The sequence below is a fragment of the Pseudomonas sp. DC1.2 genome (assembly GCF_034351645.1).
Lineage (GTDB): Bacteria > Pseudomonadota > Gammaproteobacteria > Pseudomonadales > Pseudomonadaceae > Aquipseudomonas.
On record NZ_CP133782.1, the window covers coordinates 4,177,736 to 4,198,110 of the forward strand.

Below are 20,375 nucleotides of genomic sequence, written 5' to 3' on the forward strand. Positions count from 1 at the left end.
ATGACTGCAAACCGGTCTGACGTCAAACCGATTTGCCTGTATCGCCGGCAAGCCCAGTGCCCACCTAACCCACTCCCTACCTATTCTTCAGCGGCCTTTGAACTGGGTGACGTTGCCTACCGATGCTTCCGCTTTTGGCAGGCCGGCCATGCCGAGGCGCTCCCCGGTCTTGGCATCGAACAATAGAACTTTCGACGGATCGAACTGCAATGTCAGCGTCTCGCCCACACCCGGCGCGACGTCCGGCGCCAGGCGACAGCAGACTTTGGTCTCGTTTAGCTGCACGAACACCAAGGTGTCCGGGCCGGTCGGTTCAGTCACCTGAACTTCGGCGCGAATGGTCGGCAAACCATTGGGCTCGCCAGCCGCCAGCACGATTTGCTCCGGGCGCAGGCCAAGGATCACTTCGCGATCTTCGAGCCCGGCGTCCTGCATGCCCAATGGCAACTCGCAACGCGCCTGACCGCTGTCGAGCAGCGCCAACAGACGACCGTCCTTGCGTTGCAAACGCAGCGGAATAAAGTTCATCGGCGGCGAACCAATGAAACTCGCCACGAACAGGTTGGCCGGATTGTTGTAGATGTCTTTCGGCGTGCCGAACTGCTGAATGATCCCGTCCTTCATCACCGCCACCTTGTCGCCCAAGGTCATGGCTTCGATCTGGTCGTGTGTGACATAGACCGTGGTGGTTTTCAGACGCTGGTGCATCAGTTTCATTTCGGTGCGCATCTCGACCCGCAACTTCGCGTCGAGGTTGGATAGCGGTTCGTCGAACAGGTAAATCTTTGGTCGCCGTGCCAATGCACGCCCCATGGCCACGCGCTGCTGTTGACCACCGGAAAGCTGGCCGGGTTTGCGGCTCAGCAGGTGTTCGATTTGCAACAGCTTTGCGACGCGCGCTACTTCCGCTTCGATGTCAGCGGCGGGCATTTTGCGGATCTTCAAGCCAAAGGCGATGTTCTCGCGCACGCTCATGGTCGGGTACAGCGCGTAGGACTGAAAGACCATGGCGATGTCGCGGTCTTTCGGGCTCATGCCGCTGACGTCCTGGTCATCGATCATGATCGCGCCGCCGGTGATGGTCTCAAGGCCGGCAATGCAATTCATCAGAGTCGACTTGCCGCACCCCGAAGGTCCGACAAGAATCAGGAACTCACCGTCCTTGATCGACAGTTCGATATTCTTCAGGGTGTCCGGCAGGCCGGGGCCATAGGTCTTGTTTACATTGCGAATTTCGAGCGTTGCCATGATTACCCCTTGACTGCGCCGGCCGTCAGCCCGCGCACGAAATACTTGCCTGCGACCACATAGACCAGCAGGGTTGGCAGCCCGGCGATCATCGCCGCCGCCATATCAACGTTGTATTCCTTGGCCCCGGTACTGGTGTTGACCAAGTTGTTCAGCGCCACGGTAATGGGTTGTGAGTCACCGCTGGAGAACACCACACCGAACAGGAAGTCGTTCCAGATCTGGGTGAACTGCCAGATCAGACAGACCATGATGATCGGGGTGGACATCGGCAAGATGATCAAGCGGAAGATGGTGAAGAAACCCGCACCATCGAGCCGAGCGGCCTTCACCAACGCATCGGGAACGCTGACGTAGTAGTTACGGAAAAACAGCGTGGTGAACGCCAGGCCGTAGACCACGTGTACAAACACCAAGCCGGTGGTGGTACTGGCCAGGCCCATCTTGCCGAGGGTGAACGAGGCCGGCAGCAGGACGGTCTGGAACGGCAGGAAGCAACCGAACAACAGCAGACCGAAAAACAACTGCGACCCACGAAAGCGCCACATCGACAGCACATAACCATTCAGCGCACCGATGGCGGTGGAAATCAGCACCGCCGGGACGGTGATTTTGATCGAATTCCAGAAATACCCGTCCACCGTGCCCCAGGCCTTGACCCAGCCAATGCCGGTCACCACGGTTGGCCAGCTCAGCAGGTTGCCGGTGTTGATGTCTTCCGGCGTTTTGAAACTGGTCAACAGCATGACCACCAGCGGTATCAGGTAAAGGAATACCGCCAGGATCAGCACCGCGTAGATCGCGATCCGACTCAAGCTGATAGAAGGTTTGGCAGCGAAACTAGTCATGACGCTTGGTCCTCAGCTCGGAGTACAGGTAAGGCACGATGATTGCGAGAATCGCACCGAGCATCAGAATCGCACTGGCCGAGCCCATGCCCATTTGGCCGCGACTGAAGGTAAAGGAATACATGAACATCGCTGGCAGGTCGGAGGAGTAACCAGGGCCGCCGGCGGTCATTGCTGCCACCAGGTCGAAACTCTTGATCGCAATGTGGGCCAAGATCATCACCGCACTGAAGAACACTGGACGCAAGCTGGGCAACACCACTTTTAGGTAAATCCGAGGCATGCTCGCGCCATCGATCTGGGCCGCACGGATGATCGATTGATCCACCCCTCGCAGACCGGCGAGGAACATCGCCATGATAAAGCCCGAGGCCTGCCAAACCGCGGCGATCACCAGGCAGTACACGACGCGGTCCGGGTCGATCAGCCAGTCCAGGCGAAATCCTTCCCAGCCCCAGTCGCGGAGCAATTTGTCCAGGCCCATGCCTGGGTTAAGCAGCCATTTCCAGGCCGTACCGGTAACGATCATCGAGAGCGCCATCGGGTACAGGTAAATGGTGCGAATGAAACCTTCGCGACGAATGCGCTGATCAAGAAACACCGCCAGCAGTACGCCGATCACCAGGGTGATGCCGATAAACATGCCGCCGAAAACCGCCAGGTTCTTGCTCGCCACCCACCAACGGTCGTTGTCGAACAGCCGTTGGTATTGCGCCAGGCCTGCCCATTTGTAAGTCGGCAGAAAGGTCGAAGTGGTGAACGACAGGACGAACGTCCACAGGATATAGCCATAAAAGCCCACCAGAACGATGAACATGCTGGGCGCCAGCACCAGTTTGGGTAGCCAGCGCTGCAATGCATCGAATGGCGAGGCCTTGCTGAACACAGCAACAGAACTCATGGGGAAATCCAGTACAGGGAATAAAACTACGGTGACATCCCTTGTGGGAACGAGCTTGCTGGCGATTGCGGAAGGTCAACCGGTGCATACACCGGACCAGCATCCGCCATCGCGAGCAGGCTCGCGCCTACAGGGCGCTAAGCGTTACTTGGCCGACTTGATCGCAGTGCCAAGTTGTTTGGCGGTTGCGGCAGGGTCGGCTTTCGGGTTGTTGATGAAGTTGGTCACAACATCAAAGAACGCGCCCTGCACTGCCAGCGTGGTCGCCATGTTGTGCGCCATACTCGGCTGCAAGCCACCCGACTTGGCGTCGGCCAGGAAGTCCTTGGCAGCAGTCTGGGCACAGGAGTCGAAGCCGAGCTTGTCCATTTCGTGGAGCATGTCGTTGCGAACAGGGATCGAGCCCTTGTTGATGCTGAAGACTTTCTGGAAGTTCTCACCCAGCACGATCTTGGCAATGTCCTGCTGACCAGCAGCAGTGCCTGCGTCTTTCTGCTTGAACACGGCCAGGGAATCGATGTTGTAGGTGAAAGCCTTGTCGGTGCCCGGGAACGCTACGCACTCGTAGTCCTTACCGGCGACTTTCTTGGCCGCTGTCCACTCGCTCTTGGCCCAGTCACCCATGATCTGCATGCCGGCCTTGCCGTTGATGACTTTGGCCGCTTCCAGGTTCCAGTCCTGACCTTTACCGTCGACGTCCATGTAGGTCACGACTTTCTTCAATTCAGTCAGCGCCTTGACCATTTCAGGACCGGTCAGGGTGGCGTTATCCAGGTCGACCAAGGCTTTTTTATAGCCGTCGACGCCCATCACCGAAAGAACCACCGCTTCGAACACGGTGCTGTCCTGCCAAGGCTGGCCGCCGTGGGCAAGCGCAATGAAGCCCGCAGCCTTGAGCTTGTCGCCGGCTGCGTAGAATTCCTGGAGGGTCGTCGGGGCTTTTTCGATGCCGGCTTTTTTGAAGACTTCCGGGTTGATCCACAGCCAGTTGACGCGGTGAATGTTCACCGGAACGGCCACGTAATCACCGTTGTACTTCACGGTATCAGCAACTTTCTTGTCGAGCAGGCTGTCCCACTTCTCTGATTTGGCAACGTCTTTCAAGACGTCGGTATCGAGCAGACCGGTAGACGCCCATTCCTGGATATCCGGGCCTTTGATCTGCGCTACACCCGGCGGGTTCCCGGCAACGGCGCGGCTTTTCAGTACGGTCATGGCGGTAGCGCCGCCACCACCGGCGACAGCGCCGTCCTTCCAGGTAAAACCGTCTTTTTCGACTTGGGCTTTAAGAACATCGACAGCGGCTTTTTCGCCACCGGAGGTCCACCAGTGAACAACTTCTACCGAACCTTTGGAATCGGCGGCAAGCGTACTGAGCGGGAACGCACTGAGAGGGAGCAATGAGGCAAGAGAAATGACAGTAGCGAGGCGAGAAATCGCATTCATCTAGAATTACCTTTCTTGTTGTTATGCATGCAAGTCTGGTGCTTGCGCTGCATAGGATTTTAAACAGGAGTTGCCCCTTCGCAGGTAACGAAGGGACGCTTGAATGTCACCGCATGGTTACACAGGAACGCTCTGGGACAACTGCCCCAAGGCGGTGGCCATGCTTGGTGCCAGCGGCAGACGCGGAATCAAGACCGCTTGCCAGGCGTGATAAAGGTCGGGCTTACCGCCCCATATATCGGCGCTTGGGCGGTTTTGCGGGTCGAGTTCGTGATGCCAACTGCCATCGCAACGGTCGATGAAATGACGCTCACAAAACTCCCAGAACACGCGATACCAGGTTTCGTAGCGCTCATCGCCGGTTCGTTTAAGCAGCGCACTGGCGGCGGCACTGGCTTCGCAATGGGTCCAGTGCAAGCGATGGCGAACCACAGCGCAGTTGTTCCAGTCGAGGGTATAGACCATCCCCGGCGCGCCATCGACATGCCAGCCGTAACGGCAATTGTGATCAAAGAGTTTTTGCGCATCGGTCGCCAGCCAACCCGGTGTGAGCATCCCCGCCTGCACACGCGCCGCTTCCAGGTGCAGCAACAGCCGCGCCCATTCAAAACCATGACCGGGCGTGGTGCCATAGGGACGAAAGCCATCGGCCGGATTGTCGCGATTGTAGTCACGCAGCGGCTGCCACTCACGGTCGAAATGCTCGACCACCAGGAAGTCGTTGGCGGCAGCATGGCCGTGGATCACCCGCTCGACAATGCGCAGGGCACGGTTAAGCCAGCGCTTGTCTTGGGTGACATCGGCCAGCGCGAGAAAGGCTTCGGTAGCGTGCATGTTGCTGTTAGCGCCGCGATACGCCTCCTCACCATTCCAGTCCCGAGGGAAGGATTCGCGCAGCGCGCCCTCCTCCTCACTCCAGAACCGGGTGTCGATGATATTGATCGCGTCGTCAAGTAATGCCTGGGCACCGGGGCGCTGGGCGACGACGGCCGAACTCGCAGCCAGTGCGACGAACGCATGCAGGTAAGCCGCCTTGCCGGTGTTGTCGTCGCGATGCTGTGCAACAGCGAACCACCCACCGTGCTCGGCATCTCGCAACGGACCGCCAAGGGCGGCGACGCCGTGATCCACGTACTCGGCGAAACCCGGCAGGCCCTGGATGTGAGCCATCGCAAAGCTATGGGTCATGCGCGCGGTGTTCATGGTCTCAGCATGGGCGTTAGCCGCGAGATGACCCTTTGCGTCAAGATTGCCGAACCCTTCAGGCAGCTTGGAAGCCTTGGCAAATGCCAGCAGGCGCAGCCCTTCGGCGGCAAGCCATTGCTGGTGGGCAGGCGCGTTCAGCCAACTGCTGAACGCGGGTTGGAAAGTGCTCATGGGCGGCCTTTTTTGTTGTTATGACTGAGGCAGTCTAAACAACGGTCGCCAACCGGCAGGTAACGAAGGGGGCGATTTATGTCACCGGACCGTGACATTAACCTTGGGAAAGGCTGAACGGTCTGGCGTCATCGCGAGCCTCTTCGCGATGAACGATAGCGCGGCCTGACTAATCAACGCTGCGCGGTAACTGCAACGTCACCCGCAACCCACCTTCACGTAAATTCTGCAAACTCACTTCACCGCCATGACTGTGGGCAATGTTGCGCGCGATCCCCAACCCCAATCCATACCCCTGCTGCTGGCCGGCGAGGCGGAAGTGCGGTTCGAATACCTGTTCAAGCCTTTGCTCTGGCACACCCGGCCCTTCATCGTCGACATGCAGGACGAATGCACTGTCATCGTCGTCAATGTGCAAATGCGCGTTCTGCCCGTACTTCAAAGCGTTGTCGATCAAGTTGCCGATGCAACGCTTAAGCGCCAGCGGTTTGCCCGGATACGTGGCCAGCGCTCGCCCGTTCTGCGTCACCCGGCCATTGCCGTTGGGCGCCAGGTACGGTTCTACCAGACAATCGAGTACATGATTGAGGTCCACCGACTCGATATTTTCGTGGATGTCGGTGTCTTTCACACACTGCAACGCACCTTTGACCAGCAGCTCCAGCTCATCCAGGTCGCGGCCGAACTTGGCTTGCAGCTTTTCGTCTTCGAGCAACTCGACCCGCAGCCGCAAACGGGTGATTGGCGTGCGCAGGTCGTGGGAAATCGCGCTGAACAACTGGCTACGTTCGTTCAGGTAACGGCTAATGCGCTCGCGCATTGCATTGAAGGCGCGACCGACTTCGACCACCTCACTGCCGCCGCCCTCGGGCACCGGTTCGACTTCGGCACCCAGCGACATGTCCCGCGCGGCGCGCGCCAAACGCTTCAGCGGTCGGCTCTGCCAATGCACCAGCAAGCCGATGAACAACAGCAGAAAACCGCTGGTGAGCACGATGAACCAGACCTGCTGCGCCGGCAGGCCTTGCTCTTCAAGACTGGTGTAGGGCTCTGGCAGTAGCGAAGCGATGTACAGCCATTCGCCCGGCGCCATCTGAATTTGCGTGACCAGCACTGGCGGGTTCACCGGTTCGAGGGTCAATGCGTAGTGAGCCCAGGAGCGCGGCAATTCATCGAGTTTCAGTCCGCTGTTGAAGATGCGCAGGTCTTCAGGGCTGACGAAGGTCACCGAGATATCCGTGTCATGGCCCAGGGACTCGCGCAGCACTTCGTCCACCGCTTTGAGCACAGCCGCTTTACGCGCAGTGATAGGCAACACATCCATACCCAAGGGTTTATCGTTCAGGGTCACCACGAACCGAGTGCCGCCCATGCTGCGCAACTGGTCGAGGACCAGCGGCCGAAAGGCCACCGGCAATGAACGAAAATAACTGACGCTGGCGGTCATCGAATGCGCCAGGCTGCGGGCACTGGTCACCAGGCCTTCGAGCTGGGTCGCGCGCAGTTGCGAGACCCAGATCACGCTAGACAGCGCCTGGGCAAACAGCACCACTAACAGGGTCAGCAGTAACATTCGCCCGAGCAAAGAGCGCGGCACCGGGACCTTGGCGGCGACACCGCGCAGCCATTCAATGGCCATTACTGGCCACAACATTGGCGGCCAATTGGTAACCACTGCCACGCACGGTACGGATCAGGCGCGGCGGTTTTTCGGTGTCGCGCAGGCGCTGTCGCAAACGGCTGACAGCCATGTCAACGATACGATCAAGCGGCATCAGGTCACGCCCGCGTGTAGCGTTGCCGATGGTGTCGCGATCGAGAATTTCCTGCGGGTGATCGAGGAACAGTTTCAGCAAGGCAAAGTCGGCACCGGAAAGAATCACCTCTTCGCCATCGATGTGAAACAGCCGGTGACTGACCATGTCCAGCCGCCAGTCATCGAAAGCCAGCACCTCACCGCTGGAACGGTCCTGGCCGAACTGCGCACGGCGCAACAGGGCTTTAATGCGGGCCTGCAACTCCCGAGGACTGAAAGGTTTACCCAAGTAATCGTCTGCTCCCAGCTCTAGGCCAATCACGCGATCAGCCTCGTCGGAACTGGCGGTGAGCATAATGATCGGCACCTGCGCCTGGCGCGGATGCTGGCGAATCCAGCGGCAGAGGCTGAACCCGTCTTCATCCGGCAGCATCACATCAAGAATCACCAGGTCGCTGGAGGATTCGTTCATTGCCTGGCGAAAGCCCGCACCGTCAGGGGTGGTGCGTACCTGAAAACCGGCGCGGGTCAGGTAGGTGTCCAGCAACTCGCGTATCTCTTGATCGTCATCGACCAACAAAATCGACTTGTTGACTGAGCTCACAGGGGCGGCATCCTTGTTGTTTGAGTTGGGCGGATTATGCCTTAAGCACGGAAGCTACAAACGTCGTAAACCAATGCGGGGCAAGCTCACCCCCTGCATTTTTATCGTGTTTCAGGCCTGATCGAGCGCCACGCCTGCGCCCATCAGCCCGGAATACGGTGCCGTCACCAGCCACACCGGTATGCCTTTGAAGTAATCGCTCATGCAGCCCTTGTCGGCAAAGCACCGGGCGAAACCACTGTTGACGAAGAAATCGGCAAACCGTGGAATCACTCCACCGACGATGTAAACGCCACCGCGGCCACCGGTAGTCAGTACGTTGTTGCCGGCCACACGACCGAGCCAGCAGCAGAACTGCTCAAGCACTTCGAGCGCAATCGGATCGCCGGCCAGCCCCGCCGCCGTGATGGCTTGCGGGGTGTCGAGCAACGGCGTATGACCGTCCACCGCGCAGATCGCCCGGTATACCCGCGGCAAGCCGCTGCCACTCAATGCCGTTTCGGCGCTGACATGGCCGATCTCGTTGAAAATGTGTTGCCAGAGCTGGGTTTCGCGCGGGCTACTCAGGGGCAAATCAACGTGCCCACCCTCTCCCGGCAACGCCGCGAAACGCGCGTTCCCCAGATGCAACAAGGTGCCGACCCCCAGACCCGTTCCAGGGCCGATCACCACCGCCGGGCGCAACGGCTCTGGCGTGCCCTCGCAGACCACCCGGAACTCGCCCGGTTGCAAGCGCGTCATGCCCAGGGCCATGGCCGAGAAATCGTTGAGCAATAGCAATTCGTCCACCTGCAAGGTCTGGCAGAACGCCTTGCGGCTCAGGCGCCAGTGGTTGTTGGTGAACTTGAATTCATCCCCGCTCACGGGGCCCGCTACCGACAGGCAGACCGAACCGATTGAACCCGGCGGCAGGCCGAGCCCGTCCAGGTAGAGCGCAATAGCCTCCTCCGGACTGGCATGTTGCGCCGTCGCCAGCACCTGGATTGATTCCAGTTGCTGGTTTTTCCACAACGCAAACCGTGCGTTGGTCCCACCGATGTCACCGACCAAAGCCAGTTTCAATTAAGCGTCTCCAGGGCAGAAGTAAAGGCGCTGGCGCCTTGCTCTGCGGAGCTGAAGGCCATACGCATGAAAGCAAACAGCTCGCGACCACTGCCAATGTTGTTGCTCAACAGGCCCTTGGCCGGGGTGCGCGCCGCGAATTCTTCGGCGTCCACCTTAATCTCCAAGGTGCCTTTGACGCCATCGACGCGAATGATATCGCCCTCTTGCACTCGGGCCAACGCACCGCCCACGAACGCTTCGGGACTGACATGAATCGCCGCCGGGATTTTCCCTGAAGCGCCCGACATACGTCCATCGGTTACCAGCGCCACTTTGAAGCCGCGGTCCTGCAACACGCCGAGGAACGGCGTCATCTTGTGCAGTTCCGGCATGCCGTTGGAGCGTGGGCCCTGGAAGCGCATCACCGCGACAAAATCTTTCTCCAGCAGACCAGCCTTGAAGGCATCGGCGAGGTCTTGTTGATCCTGAAACACCATGGCCGGTGCCTCGACGATCTGGTTTTCCAAGGCGACGGCGGAGACTTTCATCACCCCGCGCCCCAGGTTGCCTTCCATCACCCGCAAGCCGCCTTCTGGCGAGAACGCACGTGCCACCGGACGCAGGATAGTTTCGTCGAGGCTCTCAATCGGGCCTTCGCGCCAGACCAGTTCGCCCTTGTCGAGGAATGGTTCCACGGTGTAACGACTGAGACCGTGACCCAACACCGTGTTGACGTTTTCGTGAAGCAACCCGGCTTCCAGCAATTCGCGGATCAGGAACGACATGCCGCCCGCCGCCTGGAAGTGGTTGATGTCGGCTTTGCCGTTCGGGTACACGTGGCTCAAGGTCGGCACCACCTCGGAGAGGTCGGCCATGTCCTGCCAGGTCAGTTGAATACCTGCCGCCATGGCGATAGCCGGCATGTGCAAGGTGTGGTTGGTCGAGCCGCCCGTGGCATGCAGCGCCACGATAGAGTTAACCAGCGAACGCTCGTCGACGATTTCGCCGATTGGCATGAAGTCGCCGTTCTGCTTGGTCAGCCGGGTGACCTGATGCGCGGCTTCACGAGTTAGGGCATCGCGCAACGGGGTGTTCGGGTTGACGAAAGAGGCGCCCGGCAAATGCAGGCCCATGACTTCCATCAGCAACTGGTTAGTGTTGGCCGTGCCGTAGAAGGTACAGGTGCCAGGGCTGTGATAGGACTTCATTTCCGACTCAAGAAGTTCTTCGCGGCTCGCCTTGCCTTCGGCGTAGCGCTGGCGCACATCGGCTTTCTGTTTGTTGGAAATGCCCGAGACCATAGGGCCGCCTGGTACGAAGATCGTCGGCAGATGACCAAAACGCAGTGCGCCCATCATCAGGCCCGGCACAATCTTGTCGCAGATGCCAAGCATCAGCGCACCGTCGAACATGTTGTGGGACAGCGCCACCGCCGTAGACAGCGCGATCACCTCACGGCTTGGCAGACTCAACTCCATGCCAGGCTCGCCCTGGGTCACGCCATCGCACATAGCTGGGGTGCCGCCGGCAAACTGACCGACAGAACCAATTTCGCGCAGGGCTTTTTTGATCTGCTCAGGAAAAACTTCATACGGCTGATGCGCCGAGAGCATGTCGTTATAAGACGAAACAATTGCGATGTTGGCGGCATTCATCATCCGCAGGTTGTTCTTATCGTCAGTGCCACACCCTGCCACGCCATGGGCGAAGTTGGCGCATTGCAGCTTGCCGCGCATCGGTCCGTCGCTGGCGGCGCCGCGAATGAGCGCAAGGTAAGCCTCACGAGTTGCACGGCTGCGGGCGATAAGCCGTTCGGTGACCTCAAGGACGCGGGGATGCATGTGTAGAACTCCAGGCTAACGGATGTGGCGACCTGATTGTCTATGCTGATCAGGGACCGCTGTCGATGGGATGACGAACGGTTTTCTTGATCGATCGGACCAGTTGATTCAGGTCACTCGTTGTAGATTGAACAAAATATTGCCATTAAAAAGGCTTGTTTTCTATTTTTATGCGAATAATCTTGTAATTCCAACAACAAAACGACGGCGGCGCTGTTAAATGACTCTTCGAATCGCAATCAATGGTTTTGGCCGTATTGGCCGTAATGTCCTGCGCGCACTGTATACCCAAGGGTATCGCCAGGACCTGCAGATCGTCGCCATCAATGACTTGGGCGACAGCTCGATGAACGCGCATCTGCTCAAGTACGACACCGTTCACGGCACGTTCGACGCCGATGTCCAGCACGATCAGGAAAGCCTGACCGTCAACGGCGACCGCATCGCCGTCAGCGCCATTCGCAACCCGGCCGAACTGCCATGGGCGGCCGAGAAAATCGACGTGGTGTTCGAATGCACCGGTCTGTTCACCGACCGTGCCAAAGCCGCCGCGCATATTACGGCCGGTGCGCGCAAAGTAATTATTTCGGCCCCGGCCAAAGGCGCTGACGCCACCGTGGTCTACGGTGTGAACCACGACATTCTGCGCCAGTCGCACCAGATCATTTCCAACGCCTCATGCACCACCAACTGCCTGGCCCCGGTAGCTCAGGTGCTGCACCGCGAGCTGGGCATCGAAAGCGGTCTGATGACCACCATCCATGCCTACACCAACGACCAGAACCTGACCGACGTCTACCACACCGACCCATACCGCGCCCGCTCGGCCACCCAGAATATGATCCCAAGCAAGACCGGCGCCGCTGAAGCGGTGGGCTTGGTGCTGCCGGAACTCGCGGGCAAACTGACCGGCATGGCGGTGCGTGTTCCGGTGATCAATGTGTCGCTGGTGGACCTGACAGTGCAGCTCAAGCGCGAAGCCTCGGCCGATGAGGTCAATGCACTGCTGAAAGAAGCGGCCCAGCATTCGAAGATTCTTGGCTACAACACCCTGCCGCTGGTTTCCAGCGACTTTAACCACAACCCGCTGTCGTCGATCTTCGACGCCAACCACACCAAGTCCAGCGGCAAGCTGCTCAAGGTGCTGGCCTGGTACGACAACGAATGGGGCTTCTCCAACCGCATGCTCGATAACTGCCTGGTGCTGTGCAACGCGCAGTAGTCCGCATTCCCTGTGGGAGCAAGCCTGCTCGCGATCGCAATTTAACAGTCAGTAACACTGTTGACTGATAGACAGTCATCGCGAGCAGGCTCGATCCCAAAGGTTTCAGCTACGTTACAAGGTCATCACAAATCAGCACTTGACCATACGAGCAGATGATAAGCATTATCATTCGCTCAAAATGGATCAGGTCATCCCGTGAGTCAATCGCGCTTCAACCATGTCTTCATCACCCAGCGGGTTTCGTTGCTGCGCACCTTGGAGCGGATGGTCAACAATCACAGCACCGCCGAAGACCTGTTGCAGGAGACCTACCTACGCGTGACGCGGGCGCTGAGTGAACGGGCCATCGATCACCTTGAGCCCTTTGTCTTCCAGACCGCCCGCAACCTGGCGCTGGACCACTTGCGCGCGCGGCGTATTCACGCACGCACGATGCTCGACGATGTGCCGCTGGACGTCGTACAGGCAGTCGCCTCCCCCGTGAGCAGCGCCGAAGACGCCGCCCACGCTGAACAGTTACTCGAGCGTTTGAACGTGAGCCTCAGTGAACTCAGCCCGCGTCAGCAGCAAATCTTCATCCTTAGTCGCCTGCACGGACACAGCTATCTGGAAATCGCCGAGAAGCTCAGCGTGTCGTTGAGCACGGTGCAAAAGGAACTGAAGCTGATCATGGCCATCTGCATTAGCGTGGCCGAGCGCTTAAACAGCGACTGAGTCTGTAGCGCTTTGCTACCCTTGCCAGCACTTTTAAAGCTTCGCTAAAAAACACCAATGCTTGGACATTGCCGAGGAACCACCGTGACGGACACCCAACGCCCCCCTGCGCCCGCAGTCGCGCGGGACAGCGCAAGCGCGATGGACCAGGCAATGGACTGGCTGGTCGTATTGGACCGTCCAAGCGTCGAGCAAACCCGGCAATTTCAAGACTGGCTGGCCGCTGACCCGTTGCATGCCGAAGCGTTTGCCAAGGCCCAAACAATCTGGGATGGCCCGCAGGTCGCGCAATGCGCGCAAAACCTGGCCGTCGTGCCGACGAAAGTGGGCAGGCTTTCGCGCCTGCGACCGCACTGGAAACCATTGGCCGCGGCGGCGGTGTTGCTCCTGGGCGTGCTCAGTTTCAGCAACCTGCCGATGCGCCTGCAAGCCGACCACCTGACCGTGGTCGGCGAACGCCAGCGCCTGCAACTGGAGGACGGTTCAAAAGTCCTGCTCAATACCAATTCAGCGTTTTCCAGCACCATCAACGACCAACAACGAGTCGCACGCCTGTATCAGGGCGAAGCGTTTTTCGACGTGTCGGCCAATCGTGGGCAGCCGCTGGAAATTGACGCTGGCCCGGTCAAGGCAAGCGTGCGCGACACCGCATTTGCTGTGCGTTACCTCGACGGCGTGGCACAGGTCAGGGTGCAGCGTGGCGATGTCGATTTGCGCACGACCCGGGACGATGCCCGAGTCCGGCTGTCTGCGGGCGAAAGCATTCGCATCGGCCCCAATGGTTTTGACCAACCGGCCAAGCTCGATGCCGCCACCGACCTGGCCTGGGTCCAGGGCCGACTGGTGTTCGAAAACTGCCCACTAAGCCAGGTACTGGCGGAGCTGAGCCGCTATTACCCCGGCTGGATCATCAATAACAACGCACAGTTGGCCAACGTCACAGTGACCGGCAATTATCGCCTCGACCAGCCGCTGGATGTGGTCCGTTCCCTGGCCCACATCACCTCCGCCCGGCTTCAGGAATTTCCGGCATTGGTGATCCTGAACTAAATGAGAATTATTTTTACTCGATAACGAAAGCCCGTTCGTCTAGTTATAGCCAATGCAATTGATTCGCATCTCCACATGCCAATCAGCACCTATAAAGATTCGTGCGACACGGAGCGTTATTGATGTCTTCTCACCTTACCCGTCAGTCCTCTTCACCCTCGCGCGTGCTTTCGCTGCTGACCGCCGCCATTCTCATGGCCGGTGCCGCGCCCCTGCTGGCCGCTACCGCAGTCGAGCAACCGGCGCACAACCTGGGCGATTACGCGTTTGCCATTCCTCAGCAATCGCTGGTCTCTGCACTCAATGCCTTTACCCGCGTGACCGGATGGCAGGTCGGTTTGCCGGCCGAATTGGCCGAGGGCGTCGCCTCACCCGGCGTGCGCGGTTCGCTGCCACCGGAAAAGGCCCTGGATCAGCTGTTGGTGGGGACCAACCTGAGCTATCGCAAGCTGGGCAGCAGCAACATCGTGCTGGAAAAACGCAGTGCCAGCGCCACACTCAACCTGCAACAAGTCACGATCAGCGCGACGCGTCAGGAACAAAGCGTGAGCAGCGTGCCCAGCACCGTCACCGTCCACACCCGTGAAGAGCTGGATCGCAATAACGTCAATAACATCAAGGAGCTGGTGCGCTACGAACCCGGGGTCTCGGTGGGCGGTGCCGGCCAACGCGCCGGGCTGACGGGCTACAACATCCGCGGTATCGACGGCGACCGCGTACTGACCCAAGTCGATGGCGTGCAAGTGCCCGACGGTTTCTTCAACGGGCCCTATGCCCAGACCAACCGCAACTATGTCGATCCTGAGATCGTCAAACGCGTGGAAATCCTGCGCGGTCCGGCCTCGGTGCTCTATGGCAGCAACGCTATCGGCGGTGCGGTCAGCTATTACACCCTTGATCCGGACGACATCATCAAGCCCGGTAAAGACGTCGGCGCTCGTTTGAAAACCGGCTATAGCTCGGCCGACGACAGTTGGCTGACTTCCGGCACGGTGGCCGGCCGCACCGGCGACGTCGACGGTCTTTTGCACTTGAGCCAACGTAGGGGTCATGAAACTCAATCCTACGGCGAAACCGGCGGCACCGGCCTGGCCCGCACCGAAGCCAACCCCGAGGACGTGCGCACCAACAACGTACTGGCCAAACTGGGCTGGAATTACGCCGACGATGCTCGCTTCGGCCTGACCTACGAGCATTACAAGAATGACATCGACACCCGTCAGTTGAGTGCAGTTGGCGGTCCATTCACCTCCGGACGCGGTTTTGGTTTCTACAAGTCCCGTACCGGCAACGACACGATCACCCGCGAACGTTTTGGCCTGGAGCACAGCTTCGGTCTGGACAGCGCCCTGGCCGACAACATCAAGTGGTCGCTGAACTACCAGATTGCCAAAACCGACCAGAGCACCGAAGAAATCTACGCCCCCTCGCGCACCGTGCTGCGAAACCGCGACACCACCTACAAAGATCGTCAATGGGTGTTCGATGCCCAGGCGGACAAGTCGTTCGCCATCGCCAACACCGATCACCGCGTGACTTACGGCACCACCCTCAAACAGAACAAAGTCACCGGTTTGCGTACCGGTAGCGGCACCTGCCTGACAGTCTCCGGCGCCTGCCGGGTGATCGGCGCCGCCAGCGCCGCCGATACCCTGAAACCGGCCAGCGACTTCCCGGACCCCACCATTAACAGCTACAGCCTGTTCGCCCAGGACCAAATCAGCTGGAACAACTGGACCTTCCTGCCCGGCGCGCGCTACGACTACACCCAACTCACGCCGCACATCACCAGCGAGTTCCTGGCCACCGCCGACCAAAGCGGCAATGGGGTGGTCAGCGACGACAACAAAACCTGGCATCGCCTGTCGCCCAAGTTCGGCACCACGTATCGCTTCAACGATAACTACACCGGGTACGGCCAATACGCTGAAGGCTTCCGCACGCCGACCGCCAAGGCTTTATACGGTCGTTTTGAAAACCTGGCCGGTGGTTATCAGGTCGCGCCGAACCCCAACCTGGAACCGGAAAAAAGCAAGAGCTATGAAACCGGCCTGCGCGGGCAGTTCGAGGCCGGCACGTTCGATGTCGCGGTGTTCTACAACAAATACCGCGACTTCATCGACGAGAACGCGATCACCCCTGGTTACAACGAGACCACGTTCCAGAGCAACAACATCAAGCACGCCACCATCAAGGGCCTGGAACTCAAGGGCCACCTGAACCTCGACACTTTTGGCGCGCCGAGCGGCCTCTATACCCAAGGCTCACTGTCGTACCTGTACGGCCGCAACGATGACAGCGGCCAGCCGCTGAACAGCATCAACCCACTGACCGGCGTGTTTGGGCTCGGTTACGACCAAGACAATTACGGCGCGCTGCTGAGCTGGACACTGGTTAAACGCAAAACCCGCGTCGACAGCACCAGCTTCAAGACCCCGGATGGCACCAGCACCCAGTTCAAAACACCGGGCTATGGCGTGCTCGACCTGGCCGGTTTCTACAAGGTGACCAACGACGTGACCGTCAACGCCGGCCTCTACAACCTGACAGACAAGAAATACTGGCAATGGGACGACGTGCGCGGCTATGACAGCGTCGGTGAAGCCTCGGTAACGCAGCCGGCCAACCTGGATCGCCTGACACAGCCAGGGCGCAACTTTGCGGTCAACCTGGTCTGGGATATCTGACCGCGCCCACCTCTCGGCGCGATGATCCGATGGCGCGCCGTGAGGATTTTTACTGTCAGGCCTCTTCTTATTCGTCTCGTTACCACGCACCTCTATTTCTCAAGGACTTTTCATGACTTCTCAGGACACTGCTCAGCGCCCGGCCCTGCGCTCGCAACGCTTGAACCAGATCACTAACGAGCCGCACGCCAAACTCGATACCCTGGTCAAAGCCCATGCGCCTTTCGAAACCCAGGCCAACTTCGCCCGTTTTGTGGTTGCCCAATACTTGTTTCAATCAGAACTGGCGTCGCTGTACAACGATGCCGCGCTCACGGCCATTGTCCCGGACTTACCCGCACGCTGCCGCGCCGAAGCAGCCAAGGCTGACTTGGCCGATCTGCACACCGAGGTCCCGGCATCGGTCGCCGGCGCAGTGAAAAATCCTACCAAAGCTGCTGCACTGGGCTGGTTATTCGTTTCCGAAGGCTCGAAGCTGGGCGCGGCATTTTTGATCAAGCGTGCCGTCGGCCTCGGCTTGAGCGACACCTTCGGCGCCCGCCACCTCGGCGAACCGGCCGGGGGACGCGCCGAAGGCTGGAAAAGCTTCGTCAAAACCCTCGACGCACTGGCGTTCAGCGCTCAGGAAGAAGCTGAAATAGAGCAAGCGGCTGTTGCTGCGTTCAACCGCTTCACCGTGTTGCTTGAACGGGCTTACACCCCAGAACTCGCCTGACAACACTCAATCCCAGTGGACGCTGGCTTGCCTGCGGTGGCAGGCAAGCCAGCGTCCACAAAGGATCTGTGTACACCCGCCAGACTCAATCAACACTTGCCGATCGTGCGTCACACTGGTCAACATTACTCCCATGCCTCACCTCGCCGCCTCCAAACTCGCCCGAATACTGTTTGGCCTGCTGGCCTACGTCAGCCTGGGCATCGGCCTGATAGCGATCATCGTACCGGGCCTGCCAACCACCGAGTTCATCTTGCTGGCCGCCTGGGCCGCGACCAAAAGCTCGCCACGCCTGAGTGCATGGCTGGAAAACCATCGTGTGTTCGGGCCGATCCTGTGGAACTGGCGTAACGGTAAAGTCATCGCGCGCCGGGCCAAGGTCAGCGCCACCGTCAGCATGCTGCTGTGCGCAGGCTTGATGCTGATGATGCTTGAGCACGGTTGGCCGATTTACCTGGCCATTGCCGGCATGAGCCTGGGCAACCTGTGGATTTGGTCGCGCCCAGAATCCTTGCCTCGACCGTCCTGAAAGACCGGGTCGCCTGCAGCGCCAGCCTTGGCACCCTGCACGCATGCGCAAACATTTAAGCGGACCACTCATCCGTTTTACCTCATGCAGCCTTCTGCCACGCCGATGGTTCAAGGATGGCGCTGAATGGACTTGGCAAGCGGGAGCGCTCCCGACTCTTGGCCAACACCCCACCCATTAGCGAGTTCGCCCTATGTTCGATTCTCTGTCCATCCGCCTGAAAATCGTCCTGCTGTCGGGGCTGTGCCTGCTGGGCGTCGTTGCCCTGATCGTCGGGATGAACATGTACCAGACCAATCGCAACGATGAACTGGTCAGCGCCTCCAGCAGCAAAATGCTCACCGACAGCGTGCAGAACCTGCTCCAGGCCAAAGCGGCTGAGCAAGCGGTGCGGGTGCAGAAGACCTTCGGCGAGAACCTGCTGGTGGTAACCGCCCTGGCCGACCAGGTCAAGGACCTGCGCACCATGGCGAGTAAGCGCTCACTGGACGCCGGCGCCCTGCGTGAGGAGTTGAACCAGAGCCTGAAAACCACCTTCGAACGCAACGGCAAAGTGCTGGGCATCTGGCTCGCGTTCGAGCCCAACGGCCTGGACGGCAAGGACAGCGAGTTTGCCAATGATGCGGCTCGGCAATCCAACGGCGCCGGACGCTTTGCCAGCTACTGGAGCCGTTCCGGCGGGGCAGGAATCAATACAGTCATGGTCGAAGACGACATGACCAAAACCACCTTAAGCGTCAGCGGCACGCCCTATAACAGTTGGTATACCTGCCCTCGCGACAACAAACGCACCTGCTTGCTGGACCCGTATGCCGACACCGTGGCGGGTAAGGAAGTGCTGATGACGACTATTTCCGTTCCGCTGCTGGTAGACGGAAAAGCCATTGGCGCGGTCGGTGTGGACATTGCTCTCGACGCGCTGCAAGCCGCCGCCGTGGATTCCCAACGAGAGTTGTTCAATGGCGCCGGGCACATGCTGATCGTCTCCGGCAGTGGTGTACTCGCGGGCTACAGCGGCGACGGCACCAAGGTCGGTAAAAGTATCGCCGAGACGCTGGGTGCCGATGGCAAGGATGTCCTGCAATTGCTCGGCATTGGCACCCCGAAAATTCTTGAACAAGGTGACTTGATCCGCGCGGTGTACCCGGTCAGCCCGATCAGCGACTCCAGGGCCTGGGGCGTGGTGATCGACCTGCCAAAACACGTGCTGCTGGCCGATTCGCTGAGGCTGCAAACCGTACTGGATGAAGCTCAAGCCAGCGGCACCCTCAAAACCGTACTGGTGGCCGTCATCGCCGGGCTCGTCGGCTTGTTGCTGATTTGGCTCACCGCCTCTGGCGTCACCCGACCGATCAACAGCGTGGCTGAAATGCTCAAGGCAATTGCCAGTGGCGACGGCGACCTGACCCAGCGCTTGCATTACACCAAGCGCGACGAACTTGGCGAACTGGTGAGCTGGTTCAACCGCTTCCTCGACAAGCTGCAACCGACCATCGGGCAGATCAAGCAAAGCATCACCGACGCCCGGAGCACCGCTGACCAGTCTTCGCAAATCGCCCGGCAGACCAGCGAAGGCATGCAGGTGCAGTTCCGCGAAATTGACCAAGTGGCCACTGCGTCCAACGAAATGAGCGCCACCGCCCACGATGTCGCCAACAGTGCGTCGAACGCGGCCAATGCCGCCAAAGGCGCCGATCAGTCGGCTCGTGATGGCATGCAAATCATCGAACGCAGCACCCACAACATCAATCAACTGGCCAACGAAGTCAGTAAAGCCGTGACCGAAGTCGAAGCCCTGGCGGTGAACAGCGAGCAGATCGGTTCAGTGCTGGAAGTGATCCGCAGTATTGCCGAACAAACCAACCTGCTGGCCCTTAACGCCGCCATCGAAGCGGCCCGTGCCGGCGAGAGCGGTCGCGGCTTTGCGGTGGTGGCCGACGAAGTGCGCAACCTGGCCAAACGCACCCAGGACTCGGTGGAGGAAATCCGCCTCGTCATCGAACGCATTCAGACTGGCACTCGCGGCGTGGTCGCCACCATGCATTCAAGCCAGACCCAGGCTCACAGCAATGCCGGGCAGATCCAGCAAGCGGTCCAGGCCTTGGCCAAGATCAGCGACGCCGTCACCGTGATCAGCGACATGAACCTGCAAATCGCCAGCGCTGCCGAACAGCAAAGCGCCGTCGCCGAAGAGGTCAATCGCAATGTTTCGGCGATCCGCACCGTCACCGAAACGCTGACCGAACAGGCCACCGAATCGGCGCAGATCAGCAGCCGACTCAACGCCCTGGCCACCCACCAGATGAAACTGATGGATCAATTCCGGGTGTAGCGGTTGATCGTTCCCACGCGCCGTCTGGGGACGATCATTCATCCGGCCTCGCAGATTT

At 59.5% G+C, this 20,375-nt stretch carries 15 protein-coding genes and 2 pseudogenes; 8 read left to right on the forward strand and 9 right to left on the reverse strand.

Annotation, left to right across the window (positions count from 1 at the left end; genetic code table 11):
- Positions 1–87: 87 nt before the first annotated feature.
- The 9 genes from RHM68_RS18880 to edd all read right to left on the reverse strand — a co-directional run bounded on the left by RHM68_RS18880 (position 88) and on the right by edd (position 11,065).
- The gene (locus RHM68_RS18880) at positions 88–1,248 is read right to left on the reverse strand and encodes a sn-glycerol-3-phosphate ABC transporter ATP-binding protein UgpC (RefSeq protein WP_322217720.1); all 1,161 of its coding nucleotides are present in this window, start codon (positions 1,246–1,248) and stop codon (positions 88–90) included.
- Positions 1,249–1,250: 2 nt separating this feature from the next.
- Positions 1,251–2,096, reverse strand: a complete 846-nt coding sequence (locus tag RHM68_RS18885; RefSeq protein WP_322217723.1) for a carbohydrate ABC transporter permease — start codon at positions 2,094–2,096, stop codon at positions 1,251–1,253.
- The gene (locus RHM68_RS18890; RefSeq protein ID WP_054044927.1) at positions 2,089–2,997 is read right to left on the reverse strand and encodes a carbohydrate ABC transporter permease; all 909 of its coding nucleotides are present in this window, start codon (positions 2,995–2,997) and stop codon (positions 2,089–2,091) included. The genes RHM68_RS18885 and RHM68_RS18890 overlap by 8 nt, the downstream gene beginning before the upstream one ends.
- A 144-nt stretch (positions 2,998–3,141) precedes the next feature.
- Entirely contained in the window at positions 3,142–4,443 is a 1,302-nt protein-coding gene (locus RHM68_RS18895; protein WP_322217726.1) for an ABC transporter substrate-binding protein, read from the reverse strand.
- Positions 4,444–4,560: 117 nt separating this feature from the next.
- On the reverse strand, positions 4,561–5,820 hold the full coding sequence (locus RHM68_RS18900; protein WP_322217729.1) for an AGE family epimerase/isomerase: 1,260 nt from the start codon (positions 5,818–5,820) through the stop codon (positions 4,561–4,563).
- Between the two features lie 169 nt (positions 5,821–5,989).
- On the reverse strand, positions 5,990–7,459 hold the full coding sequence (locus RHM68_RS18905) for an ATP-binding protein (protein ID WP_322217732.1): 1,470 nt from the start codon (positions 7,457–7,459) through the stop codon (positions 5,990–5,992).
- Complete coding sequence (locus RHM68_RS18910; protein WP_322217734.1) at positions 7,449–8,180, reverse strand: response regulator transcription factor; 732 nt, start codon at positions 8,178–8,180, stop codon at positions 7,449–7,451. The genes RHM68_RS18905 and RHM68_RS18910 overlap by 11 nt, the downstream gene beginning before the upstream one ends.
- Before the next feature lie 111 nt (positions 8,181–8,291).
- A complete protein-coding gene (locus RHM68_RS18915; RefSeq protein WP_322217737.1) occupies positions 8,292–9,242 on the reverse strand; it encodes a glucokinase in 951 nt (316 codons plus the stop codon).
- Complete coding sequence (gene edd, locus RHM68_RS18920; protein ID WP_322217739.1) at positions 9,239–11,065, reverse strand: phosphogluconate dehydratase; 1,827 nt, start codon at positions 11,063–11,065, stop codon at positions 9,239–9,241. Before edd ends, RHM68_RS18915 begins: the two co-directional genes overlap by 4 nt.
- Positions 11,066–11,285: 220 nt before the next feature.
- Between edd and gap the strand changes: the two genes are divergently transcribed.
- The 8 genes and pseudogenes from gap to RHM68_RS26810 all read left to right on the forward strand — a co-directional run.
- Complete coding sequence (gene gap / locus RHM68_RS18925) at positions 11,286–12,287, forward strand: type I glyceraldehyde-3-phosphate dehydrogenase (protein ID WP_322217740.1); 1,002 nt, start codon at positions 11,286–11,288, stop codon at positions 12,285–12,287.
- 198 nt (positions 12,288–12,485) lie between these two features.
- Positions 12,486–13,004, forward strand: a complete 519-nt coding sequence (locus RHM68_RS18930) for a sigma-70 family RNA polymerase sigma factor (protein ID WP_322217742.1) — start codon at positions 12,486–12,488, stop codon at positions 13,002–13,004.
- Between the two features lie 84 nt (positions 13,005–13,088).
- On the forward strand, positions 13,089–14,054 hold the full coding sequence (locus tag RHM68_RS18935) for a FecR family protein (protein WP_322217744.1): 966 nt from the start codon (positions 13,089–13,091) through the stop codon (positions 14,052–14,054).
- 122 nt (positions 14,055–14,176) lie between these two features.
- Positions 14,177–16,741, forward strand: a complete 2,565-nt coding sequence (locus RHM68_RS18940; protein ID WP_322217747.1) for a TonB-dependent receptor — start codon at positions 14,177–14,179, stop codon at positions 16,739–16,741.
- 112 nt (positions 16,742–16,853) lie between these two features.
- Positions 16,854–17,456: a biliverdin-producing heme oxygenase gene (locus RHM68_RS18945; RefSeq protein WP_322217750.1), complete on the forward strand. Its 603-nt coding sequence runs from the start codon at positions 16,854–16,856 to the stop codon at positions 17,454–17,456.
- A 133-nt stretch (positions 17,457–17,589) separates the two neighbouring features.
- On the forward strand, positions 17,590–17,985 hold the full coding sequence (locus tag RHM68_RS18950) for a YbaN family protein (protein WP_322217752.1): 396 nt from the start codon (positions 17,590–17,592) through the stop codon (positions 17,983–17,985).
- A 466-nt stretch (positions 17,986–18,451) separates the two neighbouring features.
- Positions 18,452–19,411 (forward strand): annotated as a pseudogene (locus tag RHM68_RS26805) (chemotaxis protein); the annotation flags it as partial.
- Between the two features lie 363 nt (positions 19,412–19,774).
- Positions 19,775–20,317, forward strand: a pseudogene (locus RHM68_RS26810) (methyl-accepting chemotaxis protein); the annotation flags it as partial.
- Between the last annotated feature and the right edge of the window lie 58 nt (positions 20,318–20,375).

Excerpts from the sequence above, each read along its gene's own strand:
- RHM68_RS18950 (WP_322217752.1), top strand. The coding sequence starts at position 17,590 with ATGCCTCACCTCGCCGCCTCCAAACTCGCCCGAATACTGTTTGGCCTG.
- RHM68_RS18895 (WP_322217726.1), bottom strand. The coding sequence starts at position 4,443 with ATGAATGCGATTTCTCGCCTCGCTACTGTCATTTCTCTTGCCTCATTG.
- edd (WP_322217739.1), bottom strand. The coding sequence starts at position 11,065 with ATGCATCCCCGCGTCCTTGAGGTCACCGAACGGCTTATCGCCCGCAGC.
- RHM68_RS18885 (WP_322217723.1), bottom strand. The coding sequence starts at position 2,096 with ATGACTAGTTTCGCTGCCAAACCTTCTATCAGCTTGAGTCGGATCGCG.
- RHM68_RS18890 (WP_054044927.1), bottom strand. The coding sequence starts at position 2,997 with ATGAGTTCTGTTGCTGTGTTCAGCAAGGCCTCGCCATTCGATGCATTG.
- RHM68_RS18940 (WP_322217747.1), top strand. The coding sequence starts at position 14,177 with ATGTCTTCTCACCTTACCCGTCAGTCCTCTTCACCCTCGCGCGTGCTT.
- gap (WP_322217740.1), top strand. The coding sequence starts at position 11,286 with ATGACTCTTCGAATCGCAATCAATGGTTTTGGCCGTATTGGCCGTAAT.
- RHM68_RS18880 (WP_322217720.1), bottom strand. The coding sequence starts at position 1,248 with ATGGCAACGCTCGAAATTCGCAATGTAAACAAGACCTATGGCCCCGGC.
- RHM68_RS18945 (WP_322217750.1), top strand. The coding sequence starts at position 16,854 with ATGACTTCTCAGGACACTGCTCAGCGCCCGGCCCTGCGCTCGCAACGC.
- RHM68_RS18900 (WP_322217729.1), bottom strand. The coding sequence starts at position 5,820 with ATGAGCACTTTCCAACCCGCGTTCAGCAGTTGGCTGAACGCGCCTGCC.
- RHM68_RS18905 (WP_322217732.1), bottom strand. The coding sequence starts at position 7,459 with ATGGCCATTGAATGGCTGCGCGGTGTCGCCGCCAAGGTCCCGGTGCCG.